At 69.3% G+C, this 19,687-nt stretch carries 17 protein-coding genes; 3 read left to right on the top strand and 14 right to left on the bottom strand.

The features are described 5' to 3' along the window. Positions 1 to 2: 2 nt before the first annotated feature. From hutI to ENSA5_RS21960, 8 genes are all read right to left on the bottom strand, one after another. Positions 3 to 1,280 (bottom strand): imidazolonepropionase, encoded by a 1,278-nt coding sequence (hutI, locus tag ENSA5_RS21995; protein ID WP_106393652.1) that lies wholly within the window; start codon positions 1,278 to 1,280, stop codon positions 3 to 5. Further along, on the bottom strand, positions 1,277 to 2,983 hold the full coding sequence (gene hutU / locus ENSA5_RS21990) for a urocanate hydratase (RefSeq protein WP_106393651.1): 1,707 nt from the start codon (positions 2,981 to 2,983) through the stop codon (positions 1,277 to 1,279). The genes hutI and hutU overlap by 4 nt, the downstream gene beginning before the upstream one ends. Positions 2,984 to 3,041: 58 nt before the next feature. After that, positions 3,042 to 4,424, bottom strand: a complete 1,383-nt coding sequence (locus ENSA5_RS21985) for a WGR domain-containing protein (RefSeq protein ID WP_106393650.1) — start codon at positions 4,422 to 4,424, stop codon at positions 3,042 to 3,044. A gap of 48 nt (positions 4,425 to 4,472) precedes the next feature. Then, positions 4,473 to 5,933 (bottom strand): hypothetical protein, encoded by a 1,461-nt coding sequence (locus tag ENSA5_RS21980; RefSeq protein WP_146155978.1) that lies wholly within the window; start codon positions 5,931 to 5,933, stop codon positions 4,473 to 4,475. 65 nt (positions 5,934 to 5,998) lie between these two features. After that, complete coding sequence (locus ENSA5_RS21975) at positions 5,999 to 6,604, bottom strand: Maf family protein (protein ID WP_106393648.1); 606 nt, start codon at positions 6,602 to 6,604, stop codon at positions 5,999 to 6,001. Further along, a complete protein-coding gene (locus ENSA5_RS21970) occupies positions 6,605 to 8,785 on the bottom strand; it encodes a serine/threonine-protein kinase (protein WP_106393647.1) in 2,181 nt (726 codons plus the stop codon). Positions 8,786 to 8,955: 170 nt separating this feature from the next. Then, complete coding sequence (gene bfr, locus ENSA5_RS21965; RefSeq protein ID WP_106393646.1) at positions 8,956 to 9,420, bottom strand: bacterioferritin; 465 nt, start codon at positions 9,418 to 9,420, stop codon at positions 8,956 to 8,958. Positions 9,421 to 9,581: 161 nt separating this feature from the next. After that, positions 9,582 to 9,818 (bottom strand): (2Fe-2S)-binding protein, encoded by a 237-nt coding sequence (locus ENSA5_RS21960; RefSeq protein WP_106393645.1) that lies wholly within the window; start codon positions 9,816 to 9,818, stop codon positions 9,582 to 9,584. Positions 9,819 to 10,019: 201 nt separating this feature from the next. Between ENSA5_RS21960 and ENSA5_RS36240 the strand changes: the two genes are divergently transcribed. Beyond that, positions 10,020 to 10,499, top strand: coding sequence for a hypothetical protein (locus ENSA5_RS36240; protein WP_146155977.1), 480 nt, complete (start codon positions 10,020 to 10,022; stop codon positions 10,497 to 10,499). Positions 10,500 to 10,703: 204 nt separating this feature from the next. Beyond that, complete coding sequence (gene serA / locus ENSA5_RS21950) at positions 10,704 to 11,936, top strand: phosphoglycerate dehydrogenase (RefSeq protein WP_258182961.1); 1,233 nt, start codon at positions 10,704 to 10,706, stop codon at positions 11,934 to 11,936. Between the two features lie 31 nt (positions 11,937 to 11,967). On the opposite strand, the gene ENSA5_RS21945 is transcribed toward serA, so the two are convergent. Further along, positions 11,968 to 12,816: an SIR2 family NAD-dependent protein deacylase gene (locus tag ENSA5_RS21945; RefSeq protein WP_106393643.1), complete on the bottom strand. Its 849-nt coding sequence runs from the start codon at positions 12,814 to 12,816 to the stop codon at positions 11,968 to 11,970. Positions 12,817 to 12,929: 113 nt separating this feature from the next. Between ENSA5_RS21945 and ENSA5_RS21940 the strand changes: the two genes are divergently transcribed. After that, complete coding sequence (locus tag ENSA5_RS21940) at positions 12,930 to 13,445, top strand: hypothetical protein (protein WP_106393642.1); 516 nt, start codon at positions 12,930 to 12,932, stop codon at positions 13,443 to 13,445. 12 nt (positions 13,446 to 13,457) lie between these two features. On the opposite strand, the gene ENSA5_RS36235 is transcribed toward ENSA5_RS21940, so the two are convergent. The 5 genes from ENSA5_RS36235 to ENSA5_RS21920 all read right to left on the bottom strand — a co-directional run bounded on the left by ENSA5_RS36235 (position 13,458) and on the right by ENSA5_RS21920 (position 19,629). Next, positions 13,458 to 13,973 carry a hypothetical protein gene (locus ENSA5_RS36235; RefSeq protein ID WP_146155976.1) on the bottom strand — a complete coding sequence of 172 codons (516 nt, stop codon included), beginning with the start codon at positions 13,971 to 13,973 and terminating at the stop codon, positions 13,458 to 13,460. Positions 13,974 to 13,980: 7 nt separating this feature from the next. Continuing rightward, a complete protein-coding gene (locus tag ENSA5_RS21935; RefSeq protein WP_106393641.1) occupies positions 13,981 to 14,982 on the bottom strand; it encodes a RelA/SpoT-related domain-containing protein in 1,002 nt (333 codons plus the stop codon). 143 nt (positions 14,983 to 15,125) lie between these two features. Then, positions 15,126 to 16,997 carry an ABC transporter ATP-binding protein gene (locus tag ENSA5_RS21930; protein WP_106393640.1) on the bottom strand — a complete coding sequence of 624 codons (1,872 nt, stop codon included), beginning with the start codon at positions 16,995 to 16,997 and terminating at the stop codon, positions 15,126 to 15,128. Beyond that, positions 16,990 to 18,951 carry an ABC transporter ATP-binding protein gene (locus tag ENSA5_RS21925; protein WP_106393639.1) on the bottom strand — a complete coding sequence of 654 codons (1,962 nt, stop codon included), beginning with the start codon at positions 18,949 to 18,951 and terminating at the stop codon, positions 16,990 to 16,992. Before ENSA5_RS21925 ends, ENSA5_RS21930 begins: the two co-directional genes overlap by 8 nt. Before the next feature lie 15 nt (positions 18,952 to 18,966). Continuing rightward, positions 18,967 to 19,629, bottom strand: a complete 663-nt coding sequence (locus tag ENSA5_RS21920; protein WP_106393638.1) for a hypothetical protein — start codon at positions 19,627 to 19,629, stop codon at positions 18,967 to 18,969. Positions 19,630 to 19,687 lie beyond the last annotated feature (58 nt).

Here is a 19,687-nt window from a genome sequence, read left to right as displayed (position 1 = left end):
GCTCAGGCCACTCGTTGACCGCGAGACCAAACCTCGCGCACGAGCGGAGAGCCAGCATGATAGACGAGATCGCGATAGTCGTCGGTCTCGAGCACCAACAAGTCGGCGTCGAGGCCCGGCGCGAGGCGCCCCACCTCATCGCCCAACCCGAGGGACACCGCGGCGTTATGGGTCGCCGCGACGATCGCCTCGGCCGGCGTCAGCTTGCACCCGTAGCACGCGAGCCCGAGGACCATGGCGAGGTTCTCGAGCGCGCACGAGCCCGGGTTGCAGTCCGAGGCCACGGCGACGGGCACGCCGGCCTCGACCAGGGCCCGGCCGTTGGCGTAGGGCTTGGCCAGGACCAGCGACGTGCCCGGCAGCAAGGTCGCGGTCACGCCGGCCTCGCGCAGGGCGGCGCGCTCACCGTCGGACAGGTGCAGGAGGTGGTCGGCCGAGCGCGCACGAAATTCGGCGGCGAGCTCGGCCCCGCCCGTGTGACCGAACTCGTTGGCGTGGACCCGGAGCTCGAGCCCGAGCGCGACGGCCCGGGCCAGGACCTTGGCCGCCTCGTCCCTGGTGAACGCGCCGCGATCGCAAAACACGTCGGCGTAGTCGGCGAGGCCCGCCTCGACCACGGCCGGCAAGATCTGCTCGCAGATCCGCTCAATGAAGCTCGCGCGGGCGGCCTCGCTGCCCCGGGCCTCCTCGGGGATCGCGTGCGCCGCCAGGCAGGTGGTCTTGATCCGAAACCCGGCCTCGTCGCGCAGCCGCCTCGCGACCCGGAGCTGACGAAGCTCGGCCTCGAGCTCGAGACCGTAGCCGCTCTTGATCTCGAAGGTCGTGGCCCCGCACGCGCGCATCCGGGTGATCCGGGCCAGGCTCTGGCCGTAGAGCTGGTCCTCGCTCGCGGCTCGGGTCTGGCGGACGCTCGACAAGATCCCGCCGCCGGCCGCGAAGATCTCCTCGTAGTCGGCCCCGCGCAGGCGCAGCTCGAGCTCGTCGCGGCGATCGCCGGCCCAGACCAGGTGCGTGTGCGGGTCGACGAGCGCGGGCATCAGGACCTTGCCGCGGCAGTCGTGGACCTGGGCCCCGGCGAACTCGCCGGCCTCGCGCCTGGCCGTGAACTGCTCGTGAGCGCCGACCCACGCCAGCTTTTTGTCCTCGATCACGAGGGTCGCGTGCTCGAGGATCCCGAGCTCGCGCATCTCGGCGCCCGCGCGGGCGCCCGCGGGTCCGGCCAGCGTGAGGACCTGCGCGGCGTCGGTCAGCGCGATCGTCCCCGGGCGCGGCCCGGTCATGACTCGTCCTTGGGCCAGGTGTCCGAGACCGGCTCGGTCGCCACGGTCACCCCGGGGATCTTGACGCCGTAGCGCTTGGCGAACTCGAGCGCCTCTTCGTAGCCGGCGTCGACGTGGCGGACGATGCCCATGCCCGGATCGCTGTGGAGCACGCGCTCGAGCCGACGCGCCGCGTCCTCGCTGCCGTCGGCGACCACGACCATGCCCGCGTGGATGCTGTAGCCCATGCCGACGCCGCCGCCGTGGTGAACCGAGACCCAGCTGGCCCCGGCCGCCGTGTTGATCAGGGCGTTCAAGATCGGCCAGTCGGCGACCGCGTCGGAGCTGTCCTTCATCGCCTCGGTCTCGCGGTTGGGCGAGGCGACCGAGCCACAGTCGAGGTGGTCGCGGCCGATCACGATCGGGGCCTCGAGCTCGCCGCTGCGGACCATCTCGTTGAACTTCAAGCCGGCGCGGTGACGCTCGCCGTAGCCGAGCCAGCAGATCCTGGCGGGCAGGCCCTGCCACGCGACCTGCTCGCCCGCGAGCTCGATCCAGCGGCGCAGGGCCTCGTCCTCGGGGAACAGGTCGAGGATCGCCTTGTCGGTCTTGTAGATGTCCTCGGGCTTGCCCGACAGGGCGGCCCAGCGAAACGGGCCCTTGCCCTCGCAAAAGAGCGGGCGGATGTACTCGGGGATGAAGCCCTTGATCTCGAACGCGTCCTCGACCCCGGCCTCGACCGCGTAGGCCCGGATGTTGTTGCCGTAGTCGAACGCGACCGCGCCCTTGTCCTGCATGTCCCGCATCGCGCGGACGTGGGTGCCCATCGCCGCGATCGAGCGGCGGACGTACTCGTCGGGGTCTTCGGTCCGGAGCGAGCGCGCCGCGGCCAGGCTCATGCCGCCCGGCACGTAGCCGCCGAGGGGGTCGTGGGCCGAAGTCTGATCCGTGACGATGTCGGGGATCCGCCCGCGCCGGACCAGCTCGGGCAGGACCTCGGCGCAGTTGCCCTCGAGCCCGACGCTGAGGGCCTGCTTGCTCGCGCGGGCCTCGTCGAGCCAGGCCAGGGCCTCGTCGAGGGAGCTGGTGCTGCGCATCAAATATTTGTGCTCGAGCCGCCGGGCGATGCGATCGGGGTCGACCTCGACGCACAGGCACGCGGCCCCGGCCATGGTCGCGGCCAGCGGCTGCGCGCCGCCCATGCCCCCGAGCCCGCCGGTGACGATCAGCTTGCCGGCCAGGTCCCCGCCAAAGCGCTGGCGCCCGCAGGCCACGAAGGTCTCGTAGGTGCCCTGCAAGATGCCCTGGGTGCCGATGTAGATCCAGCTGCCCGCGGTCATCTGCCCGAACATGGTCAGGCCGAGGGCCGCGAGGCGCTCGTGCTCTTGCCAGGTCGCCCACTTGGGCACGAGCAGCGAGTTGGCCAGCAGCACCCGCGGCGCGTCGGCGTGGGTCTTGAAGATCCCGACCGCGCGGCCGCTTTGGATCAGCAGGGTCTCGTCGGACTCGAGGCTGCGCAGCGAGGCGACGATCCGGTGGTAGTCGGGCCACGAGCGCGCGGCCTTGCCGGTCCCGCCGTAGACGACCAGGTCCTCGGGCGCCTCGGCGACCTCGCGGTCGAGGTTGTTCATCAGCATGCGCAGCGCGGCCTCCTGGACCCAGCCCTTGCACGTGAGCTCGGTGCCGCGGGCGGCGCGGATGTTGGGGCGGTCGGCGGTCGACATCAGCTAGAACCGTAACAAGAGATCCCGAGACGACCTATGTCCCCAGCGAGACGAGCCCTCACTCGCCGACGCTGACGTAGTAGTACAGCTGCCCTTCGTACTCCGAGGGCGGCTCCTGACCGCCGACCTCGACCTGGGGCAGCGCGGCCTTCAGCTGGGCGCAGACCTCGGCCGAGATGAAGTTCTTGCGCAGATCGAGCCGCTCGAGGTGGGCGAACTTCTTGGCCGCCTTCAGGATCTGCCCCGCGCCAGCGTCGGTCATCGTGCCCAGCGACATGTCGACGCCGGTCAGCTGGGCCAGGAGCGGGCTGTTGGCCAATTCCTGGGCGATCGCGTCCTGGAATTCGGCGTTGCACAGGCCCAAGTACCTCAGCTTCGGCACGCCCTTGCCCGTCAGCAGCGGCTGGATGTCCGAGATCGAGCCGCTGGCGCCGTAGTTGTTGGAGCCGAAGTAGACGACGAGGCGGGTCAGCTCGGGCAGCTTGCAGCGGCCGACCGCGCGCGCGGTCTTGCCGGGCAGACCGCCGGTCACGATCGACACGCTCTCGAGCTTGGCGTGCTCGAGCTTGGCGATGTTGATCTGGTTGCCGCGCAAGCTGAGGCTGCGCAGGCGCGGCACGACCGGCAGGACCTTGCCGATGTCGCCGACGACGGTCGAGGAGATGTCCCAATAGTCCCCGGTGTCCGTCACGCTCAGCTGCGTCAGGGCTTCGAGCCTGCCGGCCTTGGTGATCGCCTGGACGTTCTTGTCCATCCGGCCCATCCAGTCGTCGTCATCGTAGGAGGTCCCGATCGTCAGCTCGCGCAGGAAGGTCGAGACCGGCGACTTGACCAGCGCGCGCAAGATCGTGTCGGGCGACGGGCCGGTCCAGTCCCGGTCGCTGCCGCCGATCGTCGCGCTGACGACGTAGCCCCGCGACCACTCGAGCTGGGCGATGTCACCGATGCCCTTGTGGGCGAGGTGCTTGGCGAGGCCGGCGCCGAGCCAGGTCTTGCGGTGCTCGGCCTCGAGCTGCTCGATCCGCGCGTCGAGCTTGGTCTTGGTCGCGCCCTTGGCCGTGGCGCGCTGGAGGTCGAGGGAGATCAGCTCGCCGTGGGCGTCGTCGCGCTCCTGCAGCCAGTCGCCGTAGACCTGCCAGGCCGCGTCGTCGCTCGGGTCGTCGAAGATCGCGGCCTCGAGCTCGGGGTTGCGCGCGGACTCGGCCGCGGCCCGCGCGGCCACGGCCTTGGCGTCGAGCTCGACCTCGACGTAGCCCTTCTTGACCTTGCTCCGGAGCTTCTTTTCGGCTTCGGCTTCGGCCTTGGCCGGCGACGCGCAGGTCTTGGTCTGGGTCTGGCCGTCGGTCCCGACCTTGCCGTAGCGGACCGTGTAGGCCTCGCCCTCGACTTGGAGCTCCCAGAATTTGTGTGACTTGGCGTCCTTGTACTCGAGCCGGCGCATAGCGCGATCAAGCCACGATCACCAACCCAAAAGCAAGCTCACTGGGAGTCAGCCGCCGAGGAACATCCGGGTGACCGCGGCCTTGGTCAGGATGTTGGTCATCAACAAGGCCTTGCCGTCGGGGGTCTGGGAGATGTCGAGGTTGCCCATGAAGTCTTCCTCGCCGGCCCGGGCGCCCTCGTCGTCGCTGTCGATCAGGCGGCGCGCGAGCGAGAGCAGGACCCAGGCCTTGACCGAGTCCTCGGTCGGCACGCGCACGAACAGCCCGGCGTAGTCGTGGACGACCGCGGCGATCATCAGGCCCTCGGGGTTGGGCATCAGGCGCGCCATCGCGCCGAGCTCGGACATGAAGGCTGTCGTCGCGCTCGGGGTGATCAGCGACATGAAGGTGACGTCGGACGGGACCTGGCCGAGCAGCTCTTGCAGCTGGGGGTGGAGCCGGGTCTGGTCGTGGGCGCGGGCGTGGAGCAGGCCCGGAGCCATGGCCGCGGGCGCCAGGGTCAGCTCGTCGCGGTCGAAGCTCAGCAGCCGGACCGGCTCGCCGCGATACTCGAAGTCGACGAGGGTCCACACCCGCAGCTTGTCGCGCATGATCTGGGTCATCGCGTCGAGCTCGCGCCCCTCGATCTCGGGCGCCGGCTCGGCGACGATGCGCCCGGCCGCCACGGCCTCGGCGAGCCTGGCCTCGAGCCCTTCGATCTCCATGACCGCCAGCGACTCGGCCTGATCTGCGTGGTTGCTGGCGCCGAGGAATTTGTCGAAGTCGCGGGGATCCGCGAGCCCGAGCGCGGCCGCGACCTTGCAAAAGCCACCGGCCGAGTAGACGGTCTTGTCCTCCTTGGTCTCGTCGCGGTCGCGGTCACCGTCGCCGCGACCGAGGCGGAGCCGCTTGCGGCGCTTTTGATAGTCCTCGCGCTCCTTGTCGGTCATGGCCGCGAGCCGCTCTTGCTCCCGGGCCTCGCGCCGGGCCTTGGCCGCCTCGGACAGCTGCTCACGCCGGGCCTCGTCGCAGGTGAACATCATGTCCCTGGCGTCTTGCGACAGCTCGCGGTTGAGCCCGCTGGCCTCGAGCGCGGCGACGTCGACCATGAACATCGTGGTCAAGGTCGCGGGCGCGAAGCGGGTCCCGTAGGGCACGACCCCGGCGCTTCGGTAGTCCATGCCGAGCTGCCAGAATTTGCGCAGCAGCAAGGTCGCGTCGTCGGCCTTGTCGTGGCGGCGATAGAGCTCGACGAGGCGGAAGCTCGCGTCACCGACGAGGTCGCGGCGATCGGGCTCGAGCGCGATGAGCTGCTCGAAGTAGTCGATCGCGCAGTCGTCGCGCTCGAGCGTGTCCATGCAGTCGCGCCCGTGGCGATAGAGGCGCTCGGCCTCGCTCTCGCCCGGGCGCGCGACCGAGGAGCGGTGGGCGTCGGTCGCCTCCCACACGGCCTCGCGGTTCCAGCAACCCCCGAGGACGACGCCGACGCCGAGCACCGAGACGAGCACAGACTTGGGCAGACGCGACACCCCTTGCTAGTAGCAGATCCCCGCCCCGTTCCAAGGGATCCCCAGGCGAGCCCCAAGCGAGCCCCTCAGACCAGCAGCGAGGCCGCCCGCAGCAGCCGACACACGGCCAGCAAGGGCAGCCCGATGATCCCCGTGTAGTCCTCGCCCTCGATCCGCTCGAACAGGCGGATGCCCGCGTCCTCGATGTGGTAGGCGCCCGCGCTGGCGAGCGGGCGATGGCGGGCGACGTAGGCCTCGGCCTCGGCCCGCGAGAACGCCCGCATCGTCAGGCGCTGCTCGTCGATCTCGTGGTGCTCGACGCCCGCGCGGGTGAGCACGACCGCGGTCACGAGCCGATGCCTGCGCCCGCGCAGGCGCATGAGCTGCTCGACGGCTCGGGCCTCGGTCCCGGGCTTGTGCAAGAGCAGCGGGCCGTCCGCTCGATCGAGGACGGCGAGCTGATCGGCCGCGAGGATCCACGGGTTGTCGTCGCGTCCGGCCAGGCTCGCCGCCTTGCCGCGGGCGAGGTGAAGGGCAAACTGCTGGGGACCGAGCGCGGCGAAGCGGTGATCCTCGCCGCGCTCGTCGAAGCTCGGGGCCGCGGTCTCAAACGGCAGCTCGAGGCGAGCGAGCAGCTCGGCCCGCCAGCGCGAGGTGCTCGCGAGCACGAGGCTTGCGCTGCGCCCGTCCACCTACCTGTTCTTTTTCTGCCTCTTGCCCGGCCCCGAGCTCGTGTACTGGGCGGCCTCGTCGGGGTGGGCGGCGGCGTACAGGTCGCGCACGACGACGAGCTTGGCGTCGAGGGTCTCGCACACGGCGGCGTCTTCGGTGTCAGAGCCTGGCGCGGGCGGACTGACCCCGAACACATGCTCGACGAAGTACAGGTCCTTGGCCGTCGCGATCGAGGTCAGCGCGCGGCTAAACTCGGCGCAGGGCGCCGGGGACTCGCCGGCCTGGTAGAGGTCGCGGGCGAGGTTGAGCTTGACGTCGACGAGCTTCATCGCGTCGGGGTGGCGGCTGAGCTCGTCGAGCACGCGGTGGCGCGCGACCCAGTCGAGCATCGCGCGGGGGTCGTCGACGTTGACGAGCTCGATCAAGAAGTTGTGACCGGCGGGCCCGAGCTTTTGCAGCGCGAGGTTGATCGCCTCTTCCTGGATGGTCTGGACGCGCAGGAGCACGTTGAGCTCACCGTAGAAGTCGGGGTTTTCGGTCAACGAGGGGTCGTGATCGAGGGCCTGGCCGTAGCGCTCGAGCGCGGTCACGCGGCTGCTCTTGGCCCGCTTCATCGCGAGGGCCTTGCCCTCGCGCCACAGCAGCTGCGGATCGTCGGGCAGCTTGTCGCGCGCGGGCCGGATCAGATCGAGGGCTTCGTCCTCTTTCTTGCTGCTGAGGGCCACGTCGATCGCGACGAGCGTGTCCTCGTCGACGCCCGGCGCCTCCTCGACCGGCTCGTCGGCGCCGTCGTCATCCTTGCCCACCAGCGCGACGTCACCGGCGTCGCTGCTGCTGCCCTCGTCGCTCGACTCGTCGTCGCTGCCGCTGGGCCACAGCGCGACGATCAGCAAGAGGCCGAGGATCCCGCCGCCGACGTACCACCACATCCGCGGGATCGCGGCCATCCACTCGGCGAAGGGCGAGCGCTGCTGCAGGGTCGGGTGGGCCTGGGTGAGCGCGTCGGCCAGCGACATCTGCGTCATCTTGGGCTTGGGCGCTTCGTAGCCCGAGACCGGCGGCATGGTCGCGGCCGAGGTCGAGATCGGCCCGCTCGCCTCGGTCTCCATCGGACCGCTGTGCTCCGAGGGGTCGTAGGGTCCGCTCACGCCCACGCCCGAGCCCGAGCCCGACGCAGCGCCCGGATGCGAGCCCGAGCCCGCACGAAACGCGGGGTTGGACTCGAGCGCCTCGTGGCCGGGCGGGTAGATGTCGCGCGGATCCACGAGCCCGGTGTCGTGGGGGCTCATCTTGATCGGGACCCCGGCGTCGTCGGCGAGCTGGGCCTGCACGGCCTGGAGGGCCTTGCGAGCCGAGCGCGCGTCCGGATAGCGCTGGTCCCGGCTCTTGGCCATCATCATGCTGACCACGCGCTGAAGCGGGAGCGGGATCGTGTCGGGCAGCGGCGGCGGCTCGACGGTGACCTGCATCCGGATCAGCGAGACCGGGTCGTCGTGCTCGAAGGGCACGCGCCCCGCCAGCATCTGGTAGAGCAGCACCCCGGCCGAGTAGATGTCGGTTCGGTGGTCGATCGTCGAGCCCGTGGCCTGCTCGGGGCTCATGTAGCGGGGCGTGCCAAACACCAGGCCGAGGCGGGTCAGCGGCTGGACCGCGCCCTCCTCGTCGTCGTCGTCGTCGTCGATCAGCTTGGCGATGCCAAAATCGACGAGCTTGAGGATCTCCTGATCCTCGTGGTCCGTGGTCACGAACACGTTCTCGGGCTTGAGATCGCGGTGGATGACGCCGTTGTTGTGAGCGTGTTCCAGACCACGCAAGATCTGGATCTCGAGGTCGATCCCGCGCAGCGGGTCGAGCGGCTCGCCAAGCAGCTCGCCGAGCTCCTTGCCCGACAACAGCTGCATGACCATGTACTTCATGCCGTCGTCGGTCGAGCCGAACTCGGTGACCGGGATGATGTTGGGGTGGTCGAGACGCGCCGCGCTCTGGGCCTCGCGATCGAAGCGCTTGGAGATGTCGTCGTTGGCACCGAGCTGCGGATGCAGAATCTTGACCGCGACGTCACGCTTGAGCAGCAGGTGGCGCGCGCGGAACACCGCCCCCATCCCGCCGATCCCGAGCAGCTCGTCGAGCCGATAGCGCTCGGCGATCGTCGTCCCCAGAAGCGCGTGAAGCTCCTCGGTTTGGGTGGCGGCCTCGCTCACGGGGGCAAAATACTATCCGCACGGCGCTTTTGCATGTCGCACCGAGCCAGAGCCCAGATCAGCCGATACCGGGTGCCATCGGCGCCTCAGCGCAGTCTCGAGGGCCGGGGACCACGCAAGCCGGGGGACGCAGCGCGCGGCTGCGGCCAACCCGGCCCGGCGGATGGCTGCTACAGCTGCTCCGCGAGGTAGCGCTCTTCGCCCAAACGGCCGATCAGATCCAGCTGGGTCTCGAGCCAGTCGACGTGGCTCTCCTCGGATACCAGCATCTTCTCGAGCAGCTCACGGCTGCCGTTGTCGCCGCGGTCACGGCACAGCGCGACGCCCCGGTTGAAGCGCTCGAGCGCCTCGTACTCGAGCTTCAGGTCGAGCTCGAACTGCTCCTTGGGCGTCTCGCCCACGTTGATCTTGCTGTAGCGCTGCAGGTTGGGCACCCCATCGAGGAACAAGATCCGCTCGATGAGCTCGTCGGCGTGCTTCATCTCGTCGATCGACTCGGCGCGGACCTGGGCGGCGATCTTGTTCAAGCCCCAGTTCTGCAGCATCTTGGCGTGGATGAAGTACTGGTTGATCGCGGTCAGCTCCGCGGTGAGTACCTCGTTGAGCAGCTCGATGACTTCGGGTTTGCCCTTCATTTCGCTGGCACCGTAGCAAGCCGGACCGGCCTGGCAACGGCCTCGCGCCGGGTGTTTCGACCGGCGTCAACGAACTCGACCGGCGTTTTCAACGGCGCGCCCAGCCGCCGATCAGCTCGGCTTTAGATGAAAGTGGCTTTCAATTTTAGAGCCCGCGAGCCTCAGCGGGACTCCGACGCGCTCTGCCGCGCGGGGCCACTCGACGCCAGCATCTGGCGGATCTGGCGGACGCAGCACTTGCAATCCGTGCCCGCCTCACAGCCGTCCTGGATCTGCCGGAGCGTGCAGGCTCCCCGCCGGATCTCTTCGGTGATGCGGCGGTCGGAGACACCCTTGCAGATGCAGACGAGCATGGTGATGGCTGGGTTGGAGAGGTCGGCATTGAAAGTCGTTTTCAATGCCTTCTTGGTATAGCGGGCTCGGCTCGGACGATCAAGCGATGAATTGCGCGGTCAAATCCAGCGGCTCTCGGCGCCAATTTGCGGGCTCCTCGACCTGGGAGACGCGGGTTCGCGTGTATGGCGCACCCCGCACGCTCCTTCGGCGGGGGCGCCCGCCAGCTTGACCCACCTCGCGCGGCTGGCTCATAACGCCCAGCGATGTCCCCTCTGCGCGCGCTGACTCCGGCACTGCTCGGGACCACGATGTTGCTGTCGGGCTTCGCGTGCGACGGATCGACGAGCAGGCCGACGGCGAACACGCGCCCCGCGGTCGAGACCGCCGAGACGCCCGCGCCGACGCCCGCGCCGACGCCCGCGCCCGCAGCGAAGCCCGAGCCCGAGCCCGCGCCCGAGCCCACGCCCGAGGTCGGCGGCCCGAGCTGCGATCAGCGCGAGCTGGTCGTCGGTGATCGAGGGCCTCGACGGCTGTGCATCGACTACAGCAACCACAAGGGCGCGAGTGAGCCGCGCTGCTTCGAGGGCGTCGCGCTGAGCGAGGGCCCGTGTCCGAGCGAGGGCGTGATCGCGACCTGCGTGCTCGAGGCGACCGGTGTCGAGCTGCGCCACTACGAAGGCGCGAAGGTCGAGCGTGCGCGGGACACCTGCGCGATGATCGACGGTCGGTTCGAGAGCCCCTAGCAGCCCGGGGTGCAATGCCTCGCGCCGCCTCGCTTGGCCTTTTCGCCGATGGCTTTGTCGCCAAAACTTGCAGTACGCCCGGTACAGCGGCGTTTTGGCTTCGCGCCCTCAGCGAAAATTCCGGCGCGAGGCGACACGATGCATTGCACCCCGGACTGCTAGCGCGTCTTGCCGGGGCCACCTCGAAGCCGCACACTCCCCGGCGTGCCGCGAGCCCACGTCCTGCTGAGCGAGAGCATCCACGAGTCTGCCGACGACGCCTTCGCGCGCGCCGACATCGACGTCCACCGGACCTCGGCCGGGCTGGCCGGAGACGAGCTGATCGCGGCCCTGCGCGACATCCCCGGCGACGAGCCCGTGCTCCTGGGCGTGCGCAGCAAGACCAAGGTCCGGGCGCCAGTGATCGACGCGGTCCCGCGCCTGGTCGGGGTCGGTGCGTTCTGCATCGGGACCGACCAGATCGACCTCGCGCGCGCGCGCGCGGCCGGGGTCGCCGTGTTCAACGCGCCCTTCTCCAACACCCGCTCGGTCGCCGAGCTGATCATCGCCGAGATCGTGATGCTGTCGCGGCAGATCTGCATGCGCAGCTGGGCCGCCCACGAGGGCGCGTGGCTCAAGAACGCCAAGGGCGCTCACGAGGTCCGGGGCAAGAAGCTCGGCATCATCGGCTACGGCCACATCGGCTCGCAGCTGAGCGTGCTCGCCGAGGCCCTCGGCCTCCGCGTCAGCTACTACGACATCGTCAACAAGCTGCCGCTCGGCAACGCCGGCGTCGTCGAGGATCTCGACACCCTGCTCGCGGAGTCCGACTTCGTCACGCTCCACGTGCCCGACACCGAGCAGACCCGCCTGATGATCGGGCCCGAGCAGATCGCCAAGCTCAAGCCCGGCGCGTACCTCATCAACGCCTCGCGCGGGAGCGTGGTCGACCTCGACGCCCTGGCCGCGGCGATCGACAGCGGCCACGTCGCCGGGGCCGCGATCGACGTGTTCCCCAAGGAGCCCAAGGCCGCCGGGGATCGCTTCGAGTCGCCGCTGCAGGGCAAGCGCTCGGTCATCTTGACCCCGCACATCGGCGGCAGCACGCAGGAGGCCCAGGCCAACATCGGCCGCGAGGTCAGCGAGGCCCTGGCCGGCTACATGACCTCGGGCCGCACGATCGGCTGCATCACCTTGCCTGCGCTCGACGGCGCCGAGATCCGCGGCGGCTGCCGCCTCGTCAACATCCACAAGAACGTCCCGGGCGTGCTCTCGCGGGTCAACAACGTGGTCGCCGAGGTCGGCGTCAACATCACGGGCCAGCACCTCGTGACCGACGGCGGCAACGGCTTGCTGCTGATGGATATCGACGTCCCGCGCGACGACGCCCGCGCCAGCGCCCTGCGCGAGGGCATCGCCAGGCTCGATCAGTCCCTGCGCACGCGCCTGCTCGGCTGAGCTCCGCTCGGGCCAGACGAAGGCCTTCCCGTCATCCCGTCAGCTTGTCGACGAGCTCGGGGACCCAGCGCGAGCCCGAGCCGCGCAGCCACAGGCCCTTGCCGGACTTGGCCCGGTCGACGGCGTGGGCCGAGAACGGGTTGCTGCCCGGGTTGATGTCGATGATCGCCGCGTCGTTCTTCAGCGCGACCGCGGCCACGTGGTAGGGGATCGCGGCCGCGCCCGAGGTCCCGACGACCACGAGCAGCTCGCAGCCTTCGGCGGCCGCGAGGGCCGACTCCGAGCGGTACAGCTTCTCGTTGTAGCACTCGTCGAACCACAGGATATGCGGGCGCGTGCGGCGGCCGTCGGCGGTCACGAGCAGCTCCCAGGCCTCGTCGGACAGCGGCTCGTCGCGGCCGATCGCCGGGACCCCCGCGGGGATCGGGATCGGCGTGTCGTCGCCCTCGACCGCGCGCATGAAGTCGGTGTTGCCGTGGACCTGGATCGTGCGGGCGAGGGAGCAGCCGCCGCGCAGGTGGAGGCCGTCGACGTTTTGGGTCACGAGCGTGAAGCGCTCACCGAGCGCGCCCTCGAGCCGCGCGAGGGCCTCGTGGGCGACGTTGGGCGCGGCCGCATTGCACACGCCCTTGCGGTAGAGGTACCAGCGCCAGACCTCGCGCGGCATGGTCGAGAACGCGGCCTCGGTCGCCATGTCCTCGGGGTGGTACTCGCGCGAGCCCACGGTCCAGTAGCCCTCGGGCCCGCGGAAGGTCGGGATCCCGCTCTCGGCGGAGATGCCCGCGCCCGTGACCACGACGACCCGCTCGGGCCTGGTCCGCGCGAGCAGAGCGTCGAGCTCGGCGCTGAGCTCGGACTCGGAGGGTTGGTTGTCAGCCATGGCATCAAAGTGTAACTAAAACACTTTGACAGGCAAGTCGATGCTCGCGCGGGGATCCGCCGCTGGCTCACATCGGCCCCCTGACCTCGCATCGGTAGTATCATCGCGGGCGCGTGACCTGGGTCTACCTGGTGCTCGCCGCCATCGCGGCGCTCGGGCTGCTGCAGACCATGCGCGGCGAGATCCGCAGCCGCCGCTACCTCGCGAGCAGCCCCGAGGAGAGCCCGCTGCAGCTCTCGCACCTGTCGACGCGGCTGCAGGCGCTCGCCCGCGACACCCGAGCGCTGCGCCTGAGCCTCGAGGGCCCCCTGCGAGATGGGCGACACCTCGACGCGAGCGTCTCGATCCGGGATTTCGACGAGACCCAGCAGATCCTCAGCGACGCAGCCCGGGAGATCGGCGACTGGATCCACGAGCTCGAGCGCCTCGGACCCAACGACCGCGCCTACCTGCACGACGTCGGAGCCCAGAGCGAGGCGATCCGGGCGCTGTTCGAGGCCGAGGGCTGGTCGCTCGAGCGCAAGCGCAAGCCCGGTCAGCCGCCGCTGCACAAGCAGCTCGAGCGCCTCGTTCGCGAGCTGACGCTGTTCGAGGAGCGGCTCCAGACCCCGCCGAGTCCGTACCGCTGAGCGCCGAGCAGTTCACGCGGATGGCTGCGGCGCGGACGAACGAAACTCTTCTTTCATCCAACGTACGAGCCCACCGTCGTAGATCTGCCAGCGCCCAGTGCCTGCATCGAAGGCCATCGTGAGGACGCGACGCGGCGGCGACACCGTAGCTCCGGCACCGAAGACGGCCCCCGCCAACATCCCGACGACGAGACCTCCGAGCCAATTTTGCCCTTTCCGGGACGACGCCGCACCAACCGCGGCTCCTGCCATGGCTCCCACTGCAGTCGCCGTCAGCATCACATCGGGATCCGGCCGCGAGCTCTGGTAGACACGAACCACACCCGAGCCCGAGAGTTCGACCTCGAAGGGCCGGTTGTCGTGGGTGAACGCGAAGCGTTTGCCCTCTCGATCCAGCGGCCTGAGCTGCTCGGGCGTGTCGCCTCGACCGAGCGCCACGATCTCCTCGACGTCGTCTGCGAAGACCTTGAGCTCGCTAAATTGCTCGCCGCGGCCGGTCAGGCCGGTCGCCAAGTCCGCGAGCGTCAAGCGTGACCTAGGCATCGGTCTTGAACTCCATGATAGCGCGCTTGAGCGCTGAAGTCGGCTCCCATGACGCGACGACATCCTCGAAGTCTGTACCGAACTGATCGATGATCGACAGCGCGAGGCACGCAACATGGTCGAAGTCGCCGCCTGTCGCTCGCGCCCGACGCGCCCCCTCATCGAGCAAAGCCGGGATGTCGCTGAAGAGTGCGATGAGGTTCGTCGCAGTGAGGTTGTCGACCACCGGTCGCAACAGCCGAAAGAGCTGCTCGAAATCTCCACTCAGCCATCGGCCCGCGTGCTGCTCGAGCGCGTAGCGAAGGTCTTCGGCGTTCTCCAGCAGGCGTCCCGCGCTGACGACGGACTCGTGCCTCGCCTCGAGAAGGTGCTCGACGGCACGGTCGAGCAGACGGCTCGCATGAAGGACCTGCTCGAGACACTCCCTCACTTTGTCTGTTGGCGTGACCCCCTTGTCCTTGTAGGCGATGTCATGTTCAAGCTCGTTGAACACATGCGAGGAGATCGAGGAGATCTGCACTTCGACGTAGGTGCCTCGCAGTGACTCTCGCTCGGCCGACTCATCGATCGCCACCAGCACGTGCCGTGCTCGATATGTGTCTGCCAACTTGACCTCGACTGCGTTCTCCACGTCCGCGATGGCAAACGAGCGACGAATCGTTTCGAACACGCGCTCTTCATCTTTTGGGTGGTAGACGACCACCCGGGCGCCAGCTAGATCGGTGATGACTTCGTTGAGGTCGTCGCCGAGCCGCGCGAAGGTGTAGCGAGGATCACCGCGTTCACGCTTGCGTCTGATCTTGTCGGCGACGTCCTGGGGGTGCTTCGCCCGTGAAGACAGCAGCCCACGAACCGCCATCGAGCGCAACTCACGTCGCAGCTGGCTCTCGACATGACGGGCGGCCTCCTCGAAGCGAGGCAACATCTGGCGGTAGAGTCTGACGACGCGCTCGATCTCTGCATCGGTCACCAAGCTGCGATCGCCGTTGGACATGACGTGCGCGGTAGTCTGGCGTCGCGCTGGGGTCGGCGCAAGCCGACGAGGTCGGGGAGAGAGCGATGACTGGCCGACGAGCAGGCCGGGTTCGCCGACGAAGTGGCCCAATATCGGGCCACCTCCTGCATTGTCGCCCGCGCTCACTCGGGATCTTCGGCGAAGCCGCTGCGGTAGAGATCCGCGTAGAGCCCCTCGTTGGCCATCAAGGTCTCGTGATCACCGAGCTCGGCGATCTCCCCGTCGGCGAGCACGATGATCTTGTCAGCGTGCCGCACGGTGCTGAGCCGATGGGCGATGACCAGCACGCTGCGACCCTCGAGCAGGCGCTCGATCGCCTCCTGGACCCGCTGCTCGGTCAGGCTGTCGACGCTCGCGGTCGCCTCGTCGAGGATCAGCATCGTCGGCGAGCGGGCGGCGACCCGCGCGAAGGCGAGCAGCTGGGCCTCGCCGACGGACAGGTTGCCCCCGCGCTCGCCGACGGCCGCCTCGTGTCCGCCGCGCTCGCGCACGAACTCGGCCGCCTGCACGGTCTCGAGCGCGCGCTCGACCCGACCGGGGTCGCCCTCGAGCTCGAGCTCGCCGAGGGTGACGTTGAACCCGGCGCTCTCGTCGAACAAGAACACGTCCTGCTGGACCATGAGCAGGCGGCGGCGCACGAGGTCGGGGGGGAGCTCGGCGAGCTCGACGCTGGTGCCGTCGTCGAGGAGCAGCTCCACGTGGCCGTGGTAGCCGTCGTACAGCTGAGTCAGGATCCGCCCGAGGCTGGTCTTGCCCGAGCCCGTGCGCCCGACCACGGCCACGACCTCGCCGGCCTCGATCTCGAAGTCGAGCCCGCGCAGGACCTCCGGGGCGCCGCCTTCGTAGTCGTAGGAGAAGCGCAGGTTTCGGACCCGGACAGCGCCGGTCCAGCGCGCGAGGGGATCCTCGGCGCCGTCGAACTCGCCGGGATGATCGAGCTCGGACCGGGCCTCGCGCGGGGTGTCGAGCAGACCAAAGATCCGCTCGAGCGAGGCCGCCGCGCGCTGGATCGTCGCGAGCTTGCTGGAGAACTCGCGGATCGGCACGAAGACGCGCTGGAGGTACGAGGCGAAGGCGAACAGCGTCCCGAGCGTGAGCGCGCCGGAGCTCGCCCCGGCCAGATCCCCGAACGCGCCGACGTCGCCGAGCAGCGCCGGGGCCCCAAAGTAGAGCAGCAGCGCGACGCAGAAGGCGGAGATCCCGTCCATCAGCGAGTACAGGAGCGAGTCGAAGATGTTGGCCAGCTTCGTGGCCCGCAAGTAGCGCTCGCCGAGGGCCTCGTAGGTGCTGCGCGCGTGGGCCTCGTGGGCGTAGAGCTGGACGACGCCGATGCCCGAGAGCTGCTCGGTCAGGTAGCCGGACTGGACCCCCTGAGCCCGGCGGATCTCGAGCTGGAGGCCGCGCAGCGTGGTCGAAAACCACCGGACCAGGACGAACAACAAGGGCGCGACCGACAGCGAGATCAGCGTCAGCTGCCAGCTGAGCGCGAACATCGAGGTCAAGATCGCGCCGATCATCACGACGTCGGTCAGGATCGTGAACACGCCGAAGGACAGGGTCTCGCCGAGGGCCTCGACGTCGCTGGTGCTGCGCGAGAGCAGCGAGCCGAGCGGGGTCTTGTCGTAGAAGCGGGCCGGGAGACACAGCACGTGGCGGAAGATCGTCGTGCGCAGATCGTAGATGCTGGCGTGGCCGGCCCGCTGGAGCGCGTAGACCTGCAGGGCCATCGACACGAACTCGACCACGACCGCGGCCATGAACAGCAGCGCGAGGCGCTGAAGACCGCGACCGTCTCCGGCGGGGATCGACACGTCGACGGCCTCCTTGACCAGCAGCGGACGCACCGTGGTCATGACCGCGACCAGCGGGATCACGGCGACGCCGGTCAACAACCATCGCTTGTGGCGGCGCGCGAAGGGCCAAAAGCGCCGCAGCAGCGCGAGCGCCGAGGGCTTCTCTTTCTCGGCCCCTGACTGGGGGGGCGACTCAGCCATCGGCCTTGGCCTCCTCGCGCTGGTGCGCGTGCGCAGCGGCGTAGGCCCCGCCCTTCGCGAGGAGCTCGGCGTGGGTCCCACGCTCGATGACCTCGCCCTGGTCGAGCACGAGGATCTCGTCGGCGTGCTCGAGCACGCTGGTCCGGTGCGAGACGATGACCGTGGTCGGCGCGCCCCCGGGCCCCGAGCCCGCTCGCCCGCGGAGGCTGCGGATCGCGTCGACGAGCTTGGCCTCGGTCGCCTGGTCCACGGCCGAGAGCACGTCGTCGAGGAGCAGCAAGTTGGGCTCGCGGTAGAGCGCCCGCGCCAGCGCGGTGCGCTGGCGCTGACCACCCGAGAGCATCACGCCGCGCTCGCCGACGATCGTGTCGAGGCCCTCGGGCAGCGCGCTCACGTCGGGCCCGAGGCAGGCCGAGTCGATGACCCGCTCGAGCCGTGGGTCCGGCCCGGACGCGGCCCCGGGCGCCGACGCGGCTCCGCCCGCGTCACGACGACGGTGACGAAACAACGCCAACCGCGGCCCGGCGACCTCGGCGTCGGCCTTGGCCGTGTACGCGCCCTCACCGAGCAGGCGGATGTTGTCGCGCAGCGTGGTCGAGAACAAAAATGGGCTCTGGGGCACGACGGCGACCCCCTCGCGCAGGCCCTCGAGCTCCCACCCACGGACGTCGTGACCGTCGACGAGCACCGCGCCGCGCGGGGGCGTGTAGACCCGCGCGAGCAGATCGATGAGCGTGGTCTTGCCCGAGCCCGTGCGCCCGAAGATCCCGAGCGTGTGACCGGGCTCGACGACGACCGAGATCCCCTGAAGCGCGGGCTCCTCGCGACCTTCGTGGGTGAAGCTGAGCTCGCGCAGTTCGACCCGAGGCGGGCTCGCGAGCGGCTCGCGGTGCTCGACCTCGGGCAGCTCGGGGTCGGCGTCGAGCAGCTCCTGGACCCGGCTCAGCGCCACGGTCCCGCGCGAGAACGCGGTCAGGACCCACGCGAGCGAGGTCAAGATCGAGACCAGGCTGATCAGCAGGGCCGTGAAGGTCGCGAGGTCGCCGACCTCGAGCTGACCGGCGAGCACGCGGTTGCCCCCGACCCACAAGACCAAGCCGGTGCCGACGTAGCCCGAGAAGGCCAGGGCCGGCATCGCGAAGGCGCGCAGCGAGGCGATGTCGAGCTGGAGATCGAGGTAGTCTCGGTTGTAGCGCTCGAAGCGCTCGACGGCGGCCTCCTCGGCCACGTGCGCGCGGATCGTGCCGACCCCGGAGAAGCTCTCGAGCACCCGATCCGACAGCGCCGCGAGCTTCTCGAGCGAGCTTCGGATCAGCGTGTAGAAGCGCTGGACCGTCCACCGCATGTAGATGCCGCCGAGCACGACCGGCGCCACGCACCACAGGGTCAAGACCCAGTCGGTGCGCAGCATCTGATAGAGGTGCAGCGGGATCGCTACGGCGACGTTGCACACCTGCAGGCCCGCGAAGCCGACCAGGAGGCGGACCGACTGGGTGTCGTTGGCGGCGACCGAGACCAGCTCGCCGACCCGGCGCCGGGCGTAAAAGGGCCGCTGGAGCGTGAGCAGGTGAGCGAAGAGATCGACGCCGAGGCGATACTGGATGTCACGCCCGGGGTTGAAGAACAGCACCCGCGAGAGGGTGCGCACGACGATCAACGCGCTGGCCCAGAGCATCAGCTCGAGCGCGAGCGCGCTGACCGGCTCGATCGCCGCGGCCATCTCGGCGCTGACCGCGGTCGAGAGCTCGGCCTCAGCCACCCCCGCGCGCTCGAGGGTGTTGAGGATCTCGCCGACCAGCGTGGGGATGCGGACGACGGCCCAGTTGGTCGCAAACAGCGCCGCGAAGCCGAACAGGTACGAGACCCAGTAGCGCCCCGCGTAGCGGTACAAGAAGCGCAGGACGGCGCGAAGCGTGTCGAGCGGGCTGGCGCGCTGTGGGTTCTGCTCACTCACCGCGATGCGGCGGTTCTACTTCTTCTTTTTCCTCTTGTCTTTTTTCGGCGCCTTGTACAGCGGGTTGACCTCGAGGGTCTCGTCCTTCTCGATGTCGTCGAGCGCGGCCGAGACCTTGTCGAGGCGATCGCGGATCTCCTTGATCGCGACGGGCAGCTGGGCGTTGTCGATCACGCCCGGGCCGAGGTCGTTGTTGAGGGCCTCCCAGGCGCGGACCGCCCAGCCGAGATCGGCCTGGGTGTTTCCGCCCTCGACGCCCTTGGCGGTCAGCTCGTCGTAGACGTCGAGGAACGCGTCGACGTCTGCCTTGTACTTGGTGTTGAATTTCTCGAACGCCGCGTCATCTTTCCACTTCGGCGCGCCCTTCTCGATCTGGTCGAGGTAAGCGCGCAGCTCGGTCACGATGTCGCGGTACTCGGGCAGGCGGGTCTTGACGTACTCGCGCGCGCCCTTCTCGAACATCTTGGCGTTCTCTTCGGCGATCTGATCGGTCGAGGGGTGGCCGGCCGCCTTGCGAGCCTCGGCCAGCTCCTCGGGCGTCATCTCTTTTTCGTAGCTGTGGATGTCCACGCTGGCTTTTTTCTTGACCTCGTAGGGGTTCTCTTTGGCGTCACAAGCGGTGAGGCCGAGGGCCACGAGACCCAAGACGGCGAACGAAGCGGTGATCGAGCGTGCCATGGCGGTGCGGTGAGCGGCTGCCCCTCGGGGGTAGAGAAGGGAGGAGGGAGCGTGAAGT

It is taken from the genome of Enhygromyxa salina, from assembly GCF_002994615.1.
In the GTDB taxonomy this organism is placed as follows: Bacteria; Myxococcota_A; Polyangia; order Nannocystales; family Nannocystaceae; genus Plesiocystis; species Plesiocystis salina_A.
The sequence above is the reverse complement of the archived record's forward strand: the minus strand, read 5'-3'. Positions and strand labels throughout refer to the sequence as shown.

Excerpts from the sequence above, each read along its gene's own strand:
- hutI (WP_106393652.1), bottom strand. The coding sequence starts at position 1,280 with ATGACCGGGCCGCGCCCGGGGACGATCGCGCTGACCGACGCCGCGCAG.
- ENSA5_RS36240 (WP_146155977.1), top strand. The coding sequence starts at position 10,020 with ATGTCCCCTCTGCGCGCGCTGACTCCGGCACTGCTCGGGACCACGATG.
- ENSA5_RS21945 (WP_106393643.1), bottom strand. The coding sequence starts at position 12,816 with ATGGCTGACAACCAACCCTCCGAGTCCGAGCTCAGCGCCGAGCTCGAC.
- bfr (WP_106393646.1), bottom strand. The coding sequence starts at position 9,420 with ATGAAGGGCAAACCCGAAGTCATCGAGCTGCTCAACGAGGTACTCACC.
- ENSA5_RS21920 (WP_106393638.1), bottom strand. The coding sequence starts at position 19,629 with ATGGCACGCTCGATCACCGCTTCGTTCGCCGTCTTGGGTCTCGTGGCC.
- hutU (WP_106393651.1), bottom strand. The coding sequence starts at position 2,983 with ATGTCGACCGCCGACCGCCCCAACATCCGCGCCGCCCGCGGCACCGAG.
- ENSA5_RS21985 (WP_106393650.1), bottom strand. The coding sequence starts at position 4,424 with ATGCGCCGGCTCGAGTACAAGGACGCCAAGTCACACAAATTCTGGGAG.
- ENSA5_RS21935 (WP_106393641.1), bottom strand. The coding sequence starts at position 14,982 with ATGTCCAACGGCGATCGCAGCTTGGTGACCGATGCAGAGATCGAGCGC.
- ENSA5_RS21930 (WP_106393640.1), bottom strand. The coding sequence starts at position 16,997 with ATGGCTGAGTCGCCCCCCCAGTCAGGGGCCGAGAAAGAGAAGCCCTCG.